General features: G+C 66.8%; 11 protein-coding genes and 2 pseudogenes. 9 read left to right on the top strand and 4 right to left on the bottom strand.

Translation table 11 applies throughout. The features are described 5' to 3' along the window. Positions 1-741 precede the first annotated feature (741 nt). The 6 genes and pseudogenes from RWO82_RS04650 to RWO82_RS15540 all read left to right on the top strand — a co-directional run bounded on the left by RWO82_RS04650 (position 742) and on the right by RWO82_RS15540 (position 4,975). Positions 742-1,617, top strand: a complete 876-nt coding sequence (locus RWO82_RS04650; protein WP_314423990.1) for a ParA family protein — start codon at positions 742-744, stop codon at positions 1,615-1,617. Further along, entirely contained in the window at positions 1,617-2,585 is a 969-nt protein-coding gene (locus RWO82_RS04645; RefSeq protein WP_314423987.1) for a ParB/RepB/Spo0J family partition protein, read from the top strand. Before RWO82_RS04650 ends, RWO82_RS04645 begins: the two co-directional genes overlap by 1 nt. Before the next feature lie 62 nt (positions 2,586-2,647). After that, a complete protein-coding gene (locus RWO82_RS04640; protein WP_314423984.1) occupies positions 2,648-4,096 on the top strand; it encodes a sugar porter family MFS transporter in 1,449 nt (482 codons plus the stop codon). A 9-nt stretch (positions 4,097-4,105) separates the two neighbouring features. Then, positions 4,106-4,441 carry a tryptophan synthase subunit alpha gene (locus RWO82_RS04635; RefSeq protein WP_314423982.1) on the top strand — a complete coding sequence of 112 codons (336 nt, stop codon included), beginning with the start codon at positions 4,106-4,108 and terminating at the stop codon, positions 4,439-4,441. Positions 4,442-4,455: 14 nt separating this feature from the next. Beyond that, positions 4,456-4,779, top strand: a pseudogene (locus RWO82_RS15545) (GrpB family protein); the annotation flags it as partial. A 19-nt stretch (positions 4,780-4,798) separates the two neighbouring features. Further along, positions 4,799-4,975, top strand: coding sequence for a GrpB family protein (locus RWO82_RS15540; RefSeq protein ID WP_399540714.1), 177 nt, complete (start codon positions 4,799-4,801; stop codon positions 4,973-4,975). 52 nt (positions 4,976-5,027) lie between these two features. Here the strand turns inward: RWO82_RS15540 and trxA are convergent, their stop codons facing one another. From trxA to RWO82_RS04615, 4 genes are all read right to left on the bottom strand, one after another. After that, positions 5,028-5,351: a thioredoxin gene (gene trxA / locus RWO82_RS04630; protein WP_194764369.1), complete on the bottom strand. Its 324-nt coding sequence runs from the start codon at positions 5,349-5,351 to the stop codon at positions 5,028-5,030. A gap of 66 nt (positions 5,352-5,417) precedes the next feature. Then, the gene (gene trxB / locus RWO82_RS04625; protein WP_314423974.1) at positions 5,418-6,392 is read right to left on the bottom strand and encodes a thioredoxin-disulfide reductase; all 975 of its coding nucleotides are present in this window, start codon (positions 6,390-6,392) and stop codon (positions 5,418-5,420) included. Between the two features lie 92 nt (positions 6,393-6,484). Then, positions 6,485-8,104 carry a murein biosynthesis integral membrane protein MurJ gene (murJ, locus tag RWO82_RS04620; protein WP_314423971.1) on the bottom strand — a complete coding sequence of 540 codons (1,620 nt, stop codon included), beginning with the start codon at positions 8,102-8,104 and terminating at the stop codon, positions 6,485-6,487. Then, positions 8,097-10,265 (bottom strand): DUF6049 family protein, encoded by a 2,169-nt coding sequence (locus RWO82_RS04615; protein ID WP_314423968.1) that lies wholly within the window; start codon positions 10,263-10,265, stop codon positions 8,097-8,099. The genes murJ and RWO82_RS04615 overlap by 8 nt, the downstream gene beginning before the upstream one ends. 98 nt (positions 10,266-10,363) lie before the next feature. Here RWO82_RS04615 and RWO82_RS04610 point away from each other — a divergent pair, with 98 nt between their 5' ends. The 3 genes and pseudogenes from RWO82_RS04610 to RWO82_RS04600 form a co-directional block, all read left to right on the top strand. Continuing rightward, positions 10,364-11,905, top strand: a complete 1,542-nt coding sequence (locus tag RWO82_RS04610; RefSeq protein ID WP_399540712.1) for a class I SAM-dependent methyltransferase — start codon at positions 10,364-10,366, stop codon at positions 11,903-11,905. A 29-nt stretch (positions 11,906-11,934) separates the two neighbouring features. Continuing rightward, entirely contained in the window at positions 11,935-12,993 is a 1,059-nt protein-coding gene (locus RWO82_RS04605) for an LLM class flavin-dependent oxidoreductase (protein ID WP_314423963.1), read from the top strand. Between the two features lie 366 nt (positions 12,994-13,359). After that, positions 13,360-13,482: pseudogene (locus tag RWO82_RS04600) on the top strand (alkane 1-monooxygenase); the annotation flags it as partial. Positions 13,483-13,570 lie beyond the last annotated feature (88 nt).

The following is a 13,570-nucleotide window of genomic DNA, read 5'->3' as shown; positions in this document are numbered from 1 at the left end:
GTGGAGTTGCTGATGTGTCCACGCTGGACCTTCCCGAGGGCGTGGGCGCAGTGGTGGAACACTGCGCCCACGGACGTTCACACGAAGCACCTCGCCCCGAAGACAAGATCGAGTCGGGAACCGCTGATGCATTCACACCGCGCTCGCCTAAGGCATGGGCGCGGTCGCGGAACCCTCCGCCCCCAAACGTTTCACGTGAAACAGACTCACGCACCGAGGCCCCGGGGATGTGATCGAGCCCCCTCACTGCTGATGCGACCACACGCCGGAAGGCGTGAGCATCGTCGTGAAGCAGTCTTACGCGACAAGATTCAGGCGCCGCAGGCCCGCGGGGGAGCAATGAGGACTGTGTCGGAACTGCCGTCCGTCGATGCGTTCACTCCGCCTACCCCGGAAGGCGTAGGCGGAGTGATGCCTCACTCCTGCGCAGCCTTCTTCACGAGCACAGGCACCCGCCCCGGAAGGAGGCTTCCGACAGGGCTGGTCTGCACCACAATGCATCCCATCGTGCGCTCCTCAGCCCAACCATCGCCAGGAACCGAAAGCCACATCACTAGCGCACCACCCCGAGTTCTCCTGCACTAGACGCGCGAGGCCTGGAATGCACCACATCCGCAGCCAGACGGCGAACCTCGAGAAAGCAACGTCGTCCGTAGCGATTAGAGTGGAACACGGCCCCGAAAGGAGTGGATGTTTCACGTGAAACAGTCCGACAAGGTAACGCCGAAGGATTCCTTCGGAATGGATACGCCACTCGCGCGAGAAATCGCAGACCTCTCGGCACGCCGACGAGCGCTGGATTCGGTGACCGTGGACTTCACGGGGGAGACCCGGGTCCTGACGGTTTCGAACCAGAAGGGCGGCGTCGGCAAGACGACGAGCGCCGTCAACATCGCAGCGGCCCTGTCAGGGCTCGGGGCCAAGGTGCTCGTCATCGATCTCGATCCGCAGGGAAACGCATCGACCGCCCTGGGCGTTCCGCACAACTCCGAGACTCCCAGTGTGTATGACGTGCTCATCGAAGAGGTCCCGCTCGCGGACATCGTGCAGACGAGCCCCGAAGACGAGAACCTCCTCTGTGCACCGAGCACCATCCACCTGGCCGGTGCCGAGATCGAACTCGTTGCACAGGTCGCTCGTGAGCACCGTCTGCGTCGCGCACTGCAGGTCTACCTCGCGGACCATCCGATCGACTTCGTCATCATCGACTGCCCGCCGTCGCTGGGTCTCTTGACCATCAACGCTTTCACGGCGGCGGACGAGGTGTTCATCCCGATCCAGTGCGAGTACTACGCCCTCGAGGGGTTGAGCCAGCTCCTCGGCAGCATCCAGATGATCCAGAAGCATCTGAATCCTGACCTTCACCTCTCGACGATCCTGCTGACGATGTTCGACGGTCGAACCCGTCTTGCACAGCAGGTGGCCGACGAGGTGCGCACGCACTTTCCCGATCAGGTGCTCGAGACCGTCATCCCGCGTTCGGTGCGGGTGTCGGAGGCGCCGAGCTTCGGGCAGACCGTGATCGCCTACGATGGGCAGTCGGCCGGCGCCGTCGCGTACCGCGAAGCAGCCGTCGAGATCGCGTCGCGTACCGCGACGCAGAGCAAGGAGAAATGATGGCGAAGCGCACTGGACTGGGCCGGGGGATCGGGGCCCTCATTCCCACGGCTGATCAGGCAGAACGCCCGGTCGACGTGTTCTTCCCCGGCGCGAGCCTTCGGCCGTCGAGCGATGAGACGGCGACGGTGGCGGAGGACGCTCCGGACCTCGAGACCGTTCCCGGCATCCACCTCATCCAGATCGATCCGCAGAAGATCGTTCCGAACCCCCGTCAGCCTCGTACGCACTTCGACGCCGACGATCTCGCGGAACTGGTTCACAGTGTGCGTGAGTTCGGCGTGCTGCAGCCCGTCGTCGTACGTAAGAACTCCGATGGCGACTATGAGCTCATCATGGGGGAGCGCCGCACGCGGGCCGCGCGGGAGGCCGGCCTCGACGCGATTCCGGCGGTCGTGCGCGAGACCGCGGATGAGGATCTGCTTCGCGATGCCCTGCTCGAGAACCTGCACCGTTCGGAGCTGAACCCGCTCGAAGAGGCCTCTGCGTACCAGCAGCTGCTCGAGGACTTCGGGATCACCCAGGAAGAGCTGGCGACCAGGATCGGCCGCTCTCGGCCCCAGATCAGCAACACCATCCGTCTGCTCAAGCTGCCTGTCCCCGTGCAGCAGCGCGTCGCAGCCGGCGTGCTGACAGCGGGTCACGCACGCGCGATCCTGAGTCTCGAGACTCCCGAGGCGATGCAGCGCCTGGCGGACAAGGTCGTCAACGAAGATCTCTCCGTGCGGGCCACCGAGGTGGCCGCCAAGAGCGTGCCGTCTTCGTCCGCTCGTTCCGCGAAGCCCACCCCGGGGTCGCGTCGGGCGTACCTCGATGAGGTCGCCGGAAAGCTGGGGGATCGCCTCAACACCAGGGTCAAGGTCTCCCTGGGAGCGCGCAAGGGACAGGTGATCATCGATTTCGCATCGATTCAGGACCTGAACCGCATCCTCGAGGAGTTGGGCGAATCCGGCTTCGGACCGGCGTGACCACCCCGTAATACTCCGGTATTCGCCTAGACTCACGTGGGTCACCACGATGAGGGGGAGTCATGTCCACGCCACAGCCCGCAGCGGCATTCCAGCGGAAAGTGATCGCGGTCAGCATAGCCGCCGCACTCGGAGGATTCCTCTTCGGTTTCGACACCGCCGTGATCAACGGTGCCGTCGACGCCCTGGCCGGTGATGTCTCAGGATTCGACCTCGGCGTCGGACTCAAGGGCTTCGCCGTCTCGTCCGCGCTGATCGGATGCGCTGTCGGGGCGTGGTTCGCGGGGCCGATCGCCAACAAACGCGGGCGCATCCCGGTCATGGTCTTCGCGGCGGCGATGTTCTTCATCTCCGCGATCGGATCGGGACTCGCGTTCAGCGTGGTCGACCTGATCATCTGGCGCGTCATCGGCGGACTCGGCGTCGGCGCCGCATCCGTCATCGCCCCCGCCTACATCGCGGAGGTCTCTCCTGCCAAGGTGCGAGGACGACTCGGCTCTCTGCAGCAACTCGCCATCGTCACCGGTATCTTCGCCGCGCTGCTGTCGGATGCGTGGCTGGCGGGGCTCGCCGGAGCCGCCGATCAGCCTCTGTGGGGCCTCACCGCATGGCGGTGGATGTTCATCGTCGAGGCTGTGCCTGCGCTCGTCTACGGGATCATGTCTCTGCGTCTTCCGGAGTCTCCGCGCTACCTCGTGCGCAAGGGCGACATCTCGCGGGCGTCGGAAGTGCTCGAGACCGTGACCGGAACGGTGGACGTCGACGCCAAGATCAAGGAGATCACCAGCACGATCGACACTGAGCGCAAGGAGTCGCTGAGCGATCTGCGGGGGAGTCGCCTGGGTCTGAAGCCCATCGTCTGGGTGGGCATCCTGCTGTCTGTGTTCCAGCAGTTCGTGGGCATCAACGTCATCTTCTACTACTCCACCACGCTCTGGCAGTCGGTGGGCTTCGACGAGTCCAGCGCGCTGCTCACCTCGGTCATCACGTCCGTGACGAACATCGTCGTGACGATCATCGCGATCCTGCTCGTCGACAGGGTGGGTCGTCGCATCATGCTGCTGGTCGGTTCGGTGGGCATGACCGTCACACTGGGGCTGATGGCATTCGCCTTCGCGTTCGGCGAGTTGAACGCCGAGGGCACGGCCACGCTGCCCGACCCCTGGGCCACCGTCGCTCTCGTCTGCGCCAACGGCTTCGTGGTCTTCTTCGGAGCGACGTGGGGTCCCCTCGTGTGGGTGCTTCTCGGGGAGATCTTCCCGAACTCCATCCGTGCGGGGGCTCTCGCCGTCGCGGCGGCCGCGCAGTGGGCGGCCAACTTCTTCATCTCGACCACCTTCCCGGTGTTCGCCGAGATCGGCCTCACATTCGCCTACGGCTTCTATGCGTTCTTCGCCCTGCTGTCGTTCTTCTTCGTGTACTTCAAGGTCCCCGAGACCAAGGGACGCGAGCTCGAGGAGATGAGCGACGAACTCAAGGTGGAGCGCCGAGGCACCCGCACGGCGACGTAGGCTGGAATCATGACCGAGTCCGTTCCACGCCGCGCCAGCCTCGAAGTGCTGCGAGCCGAAGCGTCGGACGAACTCGCTGTGCTGATCCAGGAGAGGCTCCTCGGAGGAGAAGACCCCTGGGAGTTCATGGAGGAGCTGCCGAGCGTCGACGAACTCGTCGTGTACCTGCTGCGCGCCGACAACATCACGGCGAATGACGGTGTGCGCCCGACTGCGGCTCGTCACTATCGGGTGCTGCGGCAGATCGCTCTGGAGTATCCCGAGCTGACGCCGGCCGTCTGGGGTCTTCTCGACGAGAAGCAGCGGCACCGACGGTGGGATCCCACCGTCGCGGATGCCTCCTGAAGACGACACATCGGATGCTCGTCGCCTACGATCCGTCCTGGCCGCAGGAGTACGAGAGTCTCGCCGCGACGATCCGTGCGATCGGCGATGACGACTGGCTGATCGAGCACATCGGATCGACGGCGATTCCGGGCATGCACGCGAAACCGGTGATCGACCTCGCGATCAGGATCACAGACGCCGCGGACTTCGATGTTCACCGCCCTGCGCTCGAGGCTGCGGGGTGGGCGCGGGGAAGCGCGGTGCGCACGCATCCGGTGATGATCCTCGCTGCAGGCGACGTCCGTACCGCGATCGCCCACTTCTTCACCGCGGCCGAGTGGGAGACGGTGAATCAGCGGATCCTGAGGGGACTGGCTGATCGAGCATCCGGAGGATGCCGACCGCTACGCGCGAGCGAAAGCCGACGCGGCGGCCGCTGTCGCGGACGGCAGTTCGGCATACAACTCCGCGAAGACCGAGGTGATCCAGGAGATCGTCGACCGCGCGCGAGCCGCGCAGGGTCTCCCGCGGGTTGCTGTGTCCGACAAGTAGACGCAGAACGGCCGCCACCTCCGAGGAGGTGACGGCCGTGAGAACTGCGAGATCAGCCGATGAACGCAGCGAGGTCCTGCTCGAGGGCCGGCTTCGGCTTGGCGCCGATGATGGTCGTCTTCACCTCTCCGCCCTGGAACACCTTCATCGCGGGGATCGAGGTGATCTGGTACTGCATCGCCAGCTGCGGGTTCTCGTCCACGTTCAGCTTGAGGATGGTGATCTTGTCGGGGTTGTCCGCCTGGATCTGGTCCAGAACGGGGGCGACCATACGACACGGTCCGCACCACTCGGCCCAGAAGTCCACGAGGACGGGACCTTCGGCCTGCAGAACGTCCTGCTCCCAGGTCGCCTGGCTCGTAGCCTTTGCACTCATCAGAGTCTCTCCTTGTTCGAGGTTCGCCTGCTACAACAGCGGGCGGGTGGATTGTGTTCCCGGGTGTCAGCCGACGATGATCTCGGCGGCCTCGGCAGCCGGGACCTCGACCGAGGCGTCTTCCAGGTCTGCCAGGAAGTGCTCGGCGTCGAGGGCTGCGACCGTGCCCGAGCCGGCGGCGGTGATCGCCTGACGGTAGGTCGGGTCGATCACGTCACCTGCGGCGAACACACCCGGCACCGACGTGACGGACGAACGTCCGTCGACCCAGATGGTGCCCTCGGCCGTGAGGTCGAGCTTGTCGTGCACGAGATGCGTGCGCGGGTCGTTGCCGATCGCGATGAACAGACCGTCGAGCGCGAGGTCGCTCAGCGTGCCGTCGACCGTGTTGCGCAGCTGCACACCGGTCACGGCGTCGCCACCGAGGATCTCGGCGACCTCGCTGTTCCACACGAACTCGATCTTCTCGTTCGCGAACGCGCGCTCCTGCATGATCTTCGATGCGCGCAGCGTGTCCTTGCGGTGGATGACGTAGACCTTGTCGGCGAAGCGCGTGAGGAACGTCGCCTCTTCCATCGCAGAGTCGCCGCCACCGACGACCGCGATCGTCTTCTCGCGGAAGAAGAAGCCGTCGCATGTGGCGCACCACGAGACGCCGTAACCCGAGAGGCGCTCTTCGCCCTCGATACCGAGCTTGCGGTACGCCGAGCCCGTGGCGTAGATCAGGGAACGGGTCTCGTGAACGGTGCCGCTGCCGAGAGTGACCCTCTTCACAGGACCGGCCAGATCGAGCTCGGTGACGTCGTCGTAGACGACCTCGGTGCCGAACTTCTCGGCCTGCTCCTGGAACTTCGCCATGAGCTCGGGACCCTGGATGCCCTCGGGGAAGCCGGGGTAGTTCTCGACCTCGGTGGTGTTCATCAGTTCGCCACCGACCTCCACCGAGCTGGCGATGAGCAGGGGCTTGAGGTTCGCGCGCGCCGCATAGATGGCAGCGGTGAATCCGGCGGGGCCGGAGCCGATGATGATGACCTGACGCATGTGCTCTCCGTGATCGGGGTGACGCCGAGAATCCCTCGGCGTTCGAGTGCTTCAACCAATGGTAGCCGCGGGGAATTCCCGCGCCAGGGCCGTCACCGGCCGGGCAGGAATCTGCGCAGCATCGAGCCCGCGACCTTGAGCTCGGGCGCTCGCAGCACGGCGAGGATCGCGATGTAGACGACCACGACCGCGAGACCGACGATGCAGGTGCCGACGGCTCCCTGGATCTTGTCCGCGGTCGTCCACCCGCCGGCACCGCCGAGCAGCAGGAACACGCCCCAGCCGGCGAATCCGGCGGGGACGGCGGCGATCGTGAATCGGAGCACGGCCGACATCCAGGTGCCGATGCGCAGCCCGCCGATCTTGCGGTGCAGCAGCCAGACGGCGACGACGGTCTGGATCGTGCTCGAGATCGACTGGCCGAGGGCGATCGTGGCGGCGAGCGAGGTGATCGAGATGACGTCGGCGGTCAGCAGCCACTGGGCGACGAGAGCGCTGATCACGACCAGCACGCTCTGGAAGAGAGTGAACCAGAACGGGGTGCGGGTGTCGCCGTAGGCGTAGAAGGTGCGCTGCACGATGAACAGGATCGTCAGGGGCACCAGGCACACGAGGAAGCAGACCAGCACGAGCGCGGCCTCGACCGCGTCGGAGGCGGAGTTCGTGAACACTCGGGACGCGGGGATCGCGGCGGCGGCCACCGCGGCCACTGCGGCGGCGATGAAGAAGAGCAGGGTGCGGATGCTCTGCGCGATGTCTGCGCGCACCTCGGTGTCGCGGCCTGCAGCCGCATGCTCACTGATCTGGGTGAAGTAGGGGGTGCCGATCGACAGGACGATCACGGAGTACGGGAGCATGAAGATGAGCCAGGCGTACTGGAACGTGGCGACCGAGGCACCGAGCTCGGATGCCGCGGTGAGGATCTGCGTCTGCACGAGTCCGGCGACGAGGCTGGCCAACGCCATGAGGAACGTCCACCCCGCGAGCTTGCCGACGTTGCCGAGGCCGACACCGCGCCAGCGGAAGTCCGGCCGCAGGGCGAGCCCGGTGCGGCGCCAGAACAGGAGCAGGATCGCGGCCTGGATCAGGATGCCGAGCGTCGCGGTGCCGCCCAGCGCCGCGATCATCTCGGGGGTCCAGTCGGAGACTCTCGTGAGCGGACCGCCGAAGAGGGCGCCGATGATCAGGAACCCGATGATCGAGACGATGTTGTTGACGACGGGCGCCCAAGTGAACGGACCGAAGATGCGTCGGGCGTTCAGCGACTCGCCCAGCAGGGCGTACAGGCCGTAGAAGAGGATCTGCGGCATGCACCAGTATGCGAACGCGGTCGCGAGCGCCAGGAACTCGGGAGACCCCTTGGACCCCGCGTACAGGCCCACCAGCCAGGGTGAGGCGACGGTGGCCACGCCCGTGATGACCACCAGCACGACGGTGCCCAGGGTGAAGAGCTTGGAGATGAAGGCGTTGCCGCCGTCGGCGTCGGCAGCGGCCTTGACGATCTGCGGGATGATGACGGCGGTCAGCACGCCGACCGAGATCAGCGAGAAGACGTTGTTGGGCAGCTGGTTCGCGATCGCGAACGCGTCGGCCGCCCCGGCGTTGACAGAACCGATCACCCCGACGAGGACGATCGTCCTCAGCAGCCCCGTGACACGGGAGATGAGCGTTCCGGCGCCGATGAGTGCGCTGGCCCGGCCGAGACTACTCATTCGACTCCTCGCGAGGGGTGGTGGCGGCCGCTTCGGCATCATGCGGACCGTCTGACTCGCGAGCGGTCTCGGACTCCGGCTCCGACGTCGCCGCGGCCTCGCGCCGTTTGCGTGTCACGGTGCGGATGATCCCGAGACCGATCAGCAGAACGATGAGGCCGCCGAACACCGCGAGGCCGATCGTCTCCCACTCGGCCCGCACCGCCACGCGCACTGTCTCGGGCTGGCTGATCGGCACGCCGGTGGGGCTGGAGAGCTCGAGACGCAGGCTCACCTCTCCGCTGCCCACACGCGCCGACACGGGGACTTTGACACGCGCCGTGGTGCCCGCCTGCACGACCCAGGGAGTGACCGGCTCGACATCGAGTCGTGCATCGCTCGGATAGACCGACAGGACGATGTTAACGGGCCACGGCAGATCGTTCCGCACGGAGAAGGGCAGATCCGCGTTCGCGGAGAGGAGCTGGATCGTGCTCGCGGGAGGGATGTCGATCGCGTTGAGGGTGTCCTCGGTCGCATCGTGCACGGCCGCGACGGCTTTCGTGAAGGCGTTGTCGCTGAGGCCCACTCCGGTCGCGCGCAGGATGCGGATGCGCTGGGGGCTCAGCAGCAGCTGCGGGTCGTCGAGGATCGTCGCGAACTGGGCGAGCGGACCTTCGCTGTCGAGCATCGCGCGCAGGGAGGCGGCACGCGCCTCGTCGGCTGTGCTCGCGAGGGTCGTCGGCGTGGCGGGCGTCGCCTCGAGTGCACCGAGACCGAACCCGGCCGAATCGACCGCGGTGATGCTCTCGGCGAGTCCCTCGTCGGATCGGGTCTCGTCACGGTCGAGCGCGACGAGCAGGGGAGCGAAGCCGTTCGAGTGGCCAGCCAGGTAGAGGTGGGCGTTCGCCTCGGCGAGCGATCTCTGGCGTGCGGCCTGATCGGCCTCGGATGCGGCATCGGAGAGAGCCTCAGACGCCGCAGCATCCGCGACGAGGACGTTGTGCCCCTCGACCGTGGCGCGCGCCCCGACATCGGTGGCCACCGACGTCGACGAGAGCACGGTCGTGGGCTCGCCGTCGACATAGGTCGAGAAGGTCGCGAGGTTCTCGGTCGAGACGTCGCTGCGCGGCCACAGGATGCCGGGAACGGCCTTCTCGATCGCGGTCAGCTGCTCGTCGGTGGGCAGCACGGGTCCGTCGGACGGCGAGGGACTCGGGCTGGGGGTCTCACTCGGGGTCGAGGTGGGCTCGGGTGAGCCCGAAGCGGGGGGAGCGGCCGTGAAGTTGCTCGGATTCACGAACGGAGACAGCGTCGTCGGCTGCAGGAGCCCCGGCATTCCCGCCTGCGCCTGCGCCTGCGCATCTGCATCACCGAACTGCAGGGCGAAGCGCTCGTTCGGAAGCTCCTCCAGCTGCTGCAGCCAGTCACGGGCACTCTCGGGCGCGGACGAGCCGAGCGCCCTGATTGCTGCGGGGATCGAGGGGTCGATCGCGAGGATCGCGGCCGTGCCGGAGACCCCTTCGAGCACGGCGGCGAGATCGCCGTCGTCGCCCGTCAGCGTCGTGAGCTCGTCGGCGGTGAGCAGCGCTCCGCCGGCGGGGGTCGCGGTGATCGGCACCAGGACCGCGACCGGGGACGCGGCGACATCGGTGACGATGAGCACGGAGGTCGACGTGACGGCATCCGCGCCGTCGCTCTGCGCACCGGAGAGACTCGCTCGCAGCGGATACACGCCCGGCGCGAGATCGGCGAGGGCTTCGGGCGGGACGAACAGGCTCGAAGTCACGCTGCCCTCGGGATCGACCGGTGACGTCGTGTCGGCACCGATCTCGTCGAACGAGCCCGCGGCCGTCTCGTCGGAGAGCCACGAGTCGACCGCGGCGTCGTCCGCGAGCGGTGTGCGGCTCACCTCGAGCACGATCCGGCCCGATGTGAGCCGCGTCGTCGAATCGTTCTGCACGGTCAGCGACGCGGTCGTCGCGCTCCCGGGCGCCACGGTGCCGTGCACACCGGCGGCGACATGCAGTTCGACGGCGCCCTCGTCGTCGGAGTCGGTGGCGGCGGAGGCGCCGGTCGCAGAGATGCCGCACGAGGCGAGAGCGATCGCGAGGACGACGGATCCGCGTGCCAGGCGGTGCAGGCGCGCGCGGAGGCCGTTGTCGGGAGTGATCGCGGTCATGGAAGTCTTCCTCGAACGCCGGGTGTCCAGGCTGCTCGTGAGTGCTGACCTTGCGATTCTAGGCGTGCGGCCGCGAGAGAACGCTGAAGGCGCGTAGAGTGACGCCCGTGTCCGACACCCCCGCACCCGCTCCCGATCCGATCCTGAGCGCGGCGCTCGCCGCCGATCTCGACGCGGCGGACTTTCGATCCGAACCCCTTCGCCGTCTCTGGGGCGAGGAGGCCGACGATGCCCTCGCGCGCGGCATGCGCGAGCCGATCCTGCGCGCGATCGCCGGCGATGACGGCGTGCTCGCGACCCTCGGTCGGCTGCTGGTCATCGGCATGCCGCAGTCGGAAGCTCTCGTGGCCGCATCCCTGCCCCGGCTCGGCGTCTCGGGCCTCGTCGCTCTGGGGCTCGCCCGCAGCGAGGGCGATTCGGTGGTGCCGATGGCGCTGCTGCGTCCGCAGTCGTTCGTCGACGCGGAAGGCTTCGGTGAGTGGTGGATCGCCAGCGACCTCGACGAGGTGGCGCTCGACGGCGCTCTGCCCGCCGACCACGTGCTCGGCGTCGGCGGCGCGTCGCGCACCCTGGCAGAGATCATCATGCCGGTCGAGGTGGCCCGCGCTCTCGACCTCGGCACCGGATGCGGAATCCAGGCGCTGCTGGTGGCGAGGCACGCGGGCACGGTCGTCGCGACCGATATCTCCGCCCGCGCACTCGCGTATGCCGAGCTCAACGCGCAGCTCAACGGAGTCTCGAACATCGACTTCCGCCTGGGCAGCATGTTCGAGCCCGTCGCGGGCGAGGCGTTCGACCTGATCGTGTCGAATCCCCCTTTCGTGATCACGCCCCGAGTCGACGGCGTGCCCGAGTACGAATACCGTGACGGCGGGCTGATCGGAGATGCCCTCGTCGAGCAGTTCCTGCGCACGGCCCCCGATTTCCTCACGTCGGGGGGTGCCGCGCAGCTGCTCGGGAACTGGGAGTCGCGCGGCGGGCAGGCGGCGCTCGAGGGAAGGGCCGGTCTCGATCGGCTCTCCTCCTGGGTCCCCGCGCATCTGGACCTGTGGGTCGTGCAACGCGAAGAGCTGTCACCTCTCGGCTACGCAGAGCTGTGGATCCGCGACGGCGGCACCACCCCGCGGGACGCCGCCTTCACGCCCCTGCTCACCGCGTGGCTCGACGACTTCGAGGCCCGCGGCGTCACCGGGGTCGGGTTCGGCTACATCCTGGTGCGGCGCCCCCCGGACTCGACGGGTGGGACGGCGCCGCTCCGCCGTATCGAACAGCTGACGCAACCCGTCTCGAACGTCGGCGCAGCGCTGCGCGCCGGCCTCTTCGCTCACGACACCCTCTCCCACGGCATCCCCGGCACGCTCGTCACGGCGGGCGACGTCACCGAAGCCAGGCACCTCCTGCCGGGCAATGACGACCCGAGCATCATCGAACTGCGCCAGGGCGGCGGCTTCGCCCGCACGATCATGGTCGACCCGGCGTTGGCCGCTTTCGTCGGCGCCTGCGACGGCGAACTGACCGTCATGCAGATCTCCGCCGCACTGGCCGACCTTTTCGAGGTGCCCTTCACCGACCTGTGGGCGAGCCTCGAGCCGCGCATCCGTCAGCTCGTCGTGGACGGCTTCCTCTCGCCCGCGGAATAGCCCACGGCATCCATGCGTTCGAATACACCATGAAGGCTTTCGGATTCCTGTCTTTCGGTCACTACGCCGATGTCAATGGCTCGGCGACCCGCACCGCGGGAGACATGCTGAAGCAGACCATCGAGATCGCCGAGGGGGCCGACGAGATCGGCGTCAACGGCGCCTATGTGCGCGTGCACCACTGGGCGCGCCAGGCGGCCTCGCCCATGCCACTGCTGTCGGCGATGGCAGCGCGCACGAAGCGCATCGAGGTCGGCACGGGCGTGATCGACATGCGGTATGAGAACCCGTTCCAGTTCGCGGAGGAGGCGGCGGCCCTCGACCTGATCGCAGACGGCCGGATCGCTCTCGGCGTGAGCCGTGGGTCACCCGAGACGGCGCTGCGCGGATACGAGACCTTCGGCTTCCACGACGAGGAGGATCCCGAGCGCGGCGGCGTGATCGCGCGGGAGAAGTTCGACCTCTTCCTGCGCGCGATCGACGGCGAGGGCATCGCACCGGGAGACCCGCGGATGGTCGGCGCTGGCCGCTACCTCGCGATCGAGCCCCAGTCGCCCACTCTGCGCGACCACGTCTGGTGGGGGTCGGGTTCGAGGTCGACCGCCGAGGAGACCGGGCGCAAGGGACTCAACATGATGAGTTCCACCCTGCTCACCGAGGCGACCGGCGTTCCCTTCCACCAGCTGCAGCGCGAGCAGATCGATCTCTACCGTGCGGCCTACAAGGAGGCGGGGCACACGGGCACACCGCGCGTCTCGGTCAGCCGGAGCGTCTTCCCGCTGGTCTCCGACATGGACCGCGCCTACTTCGGTCTGCGCAGCGAAGAGAACGGAGACCAGATCGGCATCATCGACGGGTTCCGCTCGACGTTCGGCAAGACCTACGCCGCCGAGCCGGACGTGCTCGTGCGGCAGCTGCTCGCGGACGAGGCCGTCATGGCGGCGGACACTCTGATGCTGACCATCCCGAACCAATTGGGAGTTGCTTATTGTGTACATATCTTGGAGTCGTTCGCGAAGTATGTTGCGCCGGAGCTGGGCTGGAAGCCGAACACGGCTGGTCCTGTCGTTGGGGACGCGATCAACTGATCGCTATCCGACGCAAGTAGTCGTCGATTAGCCTCGCACTTCCTCATCAAAGTCGTCGGGTGTAGTGTCATGACAGCCTGCACCAATAGAGGGAGCCACGATGGAGAAGAACAAGCGAGTCCGTTCAATCTTCTTGCCGGTCGGCATCGCGTTCGGATTGCTCGCTGTTGCGTTCACTTTTGAGGCTGGAGAGGTCCAGTGGATGTGGCAGTCTCGGCCTGTTCTAGGACTGCTCTTCGTCGTGTTCGGTCTGTCTCTTGTAGCTGTTCACCTTGTCCATCAGTTCCGCGCTTCCAGGCGGCGATAGACCAAGGCGGAACTGAAGCGAGCTCGACGAGACTCGTTGAGGCGAAATGAACACCTCGACCGAATCAGCTCGGCCCCGAGTACAACCTCCACGTGCTGGAGTCGTTCGCGAAGTACGTGGCACCGGAGCTGGGTTGGAAGCCGAACACGGAAGGTCCCGTGCAGGGCGACCCGATCGATTGACAGGGGTGAGAGTCATCACGAAACTATGGATCCATGACCGAGTTCGTGATCCGCGCCCCGAAACTCGACGAAGCGGAAGAGCTCGCTG

Source organism: uncultured Microbacterium sp. (assembly GCF_963521645.1).
GTDB lineage: Bacteria > Actinomycetota > Actinomycetes > Actinomycetales > Microbacteriaceae > Microbacterium.
This window is presented reverse-complemented; position numbering and strand designations above follow the sequence as displayed.

What these genes read in the sequence shown, in the direction of transcription:
- RWO82_RS04650 (WP_314423990.1), top strand. Translation starts at nt 742, where the DNA reads ATGGATACGCCACTCGCGCGAGAAATCGCAGACCTCTCGGCACGCCGA.
- RWO82_RS04645 (WP_314423987.1), top strand. Translation starts at nt 1,617, where the DNA reads ATGGCGAAGCGCACTGGACTGGGCCGGGGGATCGGGGCCCTCATTCCC.
- RWO82_RS04640 (WP_314423984.1), top strand. Translation starts at nt 2,648, where the DNA reads ATGTCCACGCCACAGCCCGCAGCGGCATTCCAGCGGAAAGTGATCGCG.
- RWO82_RS04635 (WP_314423982.1), top strand. Translation starts at nt 4,106, where the DNA reads ATGACCGAGTCCGTTCCACGCCGCGCCAGCCTCGAAGTGCTGCGAGCC.
- trxA (WP_194764369.1), bottom strand. Translation starts at nt 5,351, where the DNA reads ATGAGTGCAAAGGCTACGAGCCAGGCGACCTGGGAGCAGGACGTTCTG.
- trxB (WP_314423974.1), bottom strand. Translation starts at nt 6,392, where the DNA reads ATGCGTCAGGTCATCATCATCGGCTCCGGCCCCGCCGGATTCACCGCT.
- murJ (WP_314423971.1), bottom strand. Translation starts at nt 8,104, where the DNA reads ATGAGTAGTCTCGGCCGGGCCAGCGCACTCATCGGCGCCGGAACGCTC.
- RWO82_RS04615 (WP_314423968.1), bottom strand. Translation starts at nt 10,265, where the DNA reads ATGACCGCGATCACTCCCGACAACGGCCTCCGCGCGCGCCTGCACCGC.
- RWO82_RS04605 (WP_314423963.1), top strand. Translation starts at nt 11,935, where the DNA reads ATGAAGGCTTTCGGATTCCTGTCTTTCGGTCACTACGCCGATGTCAAT.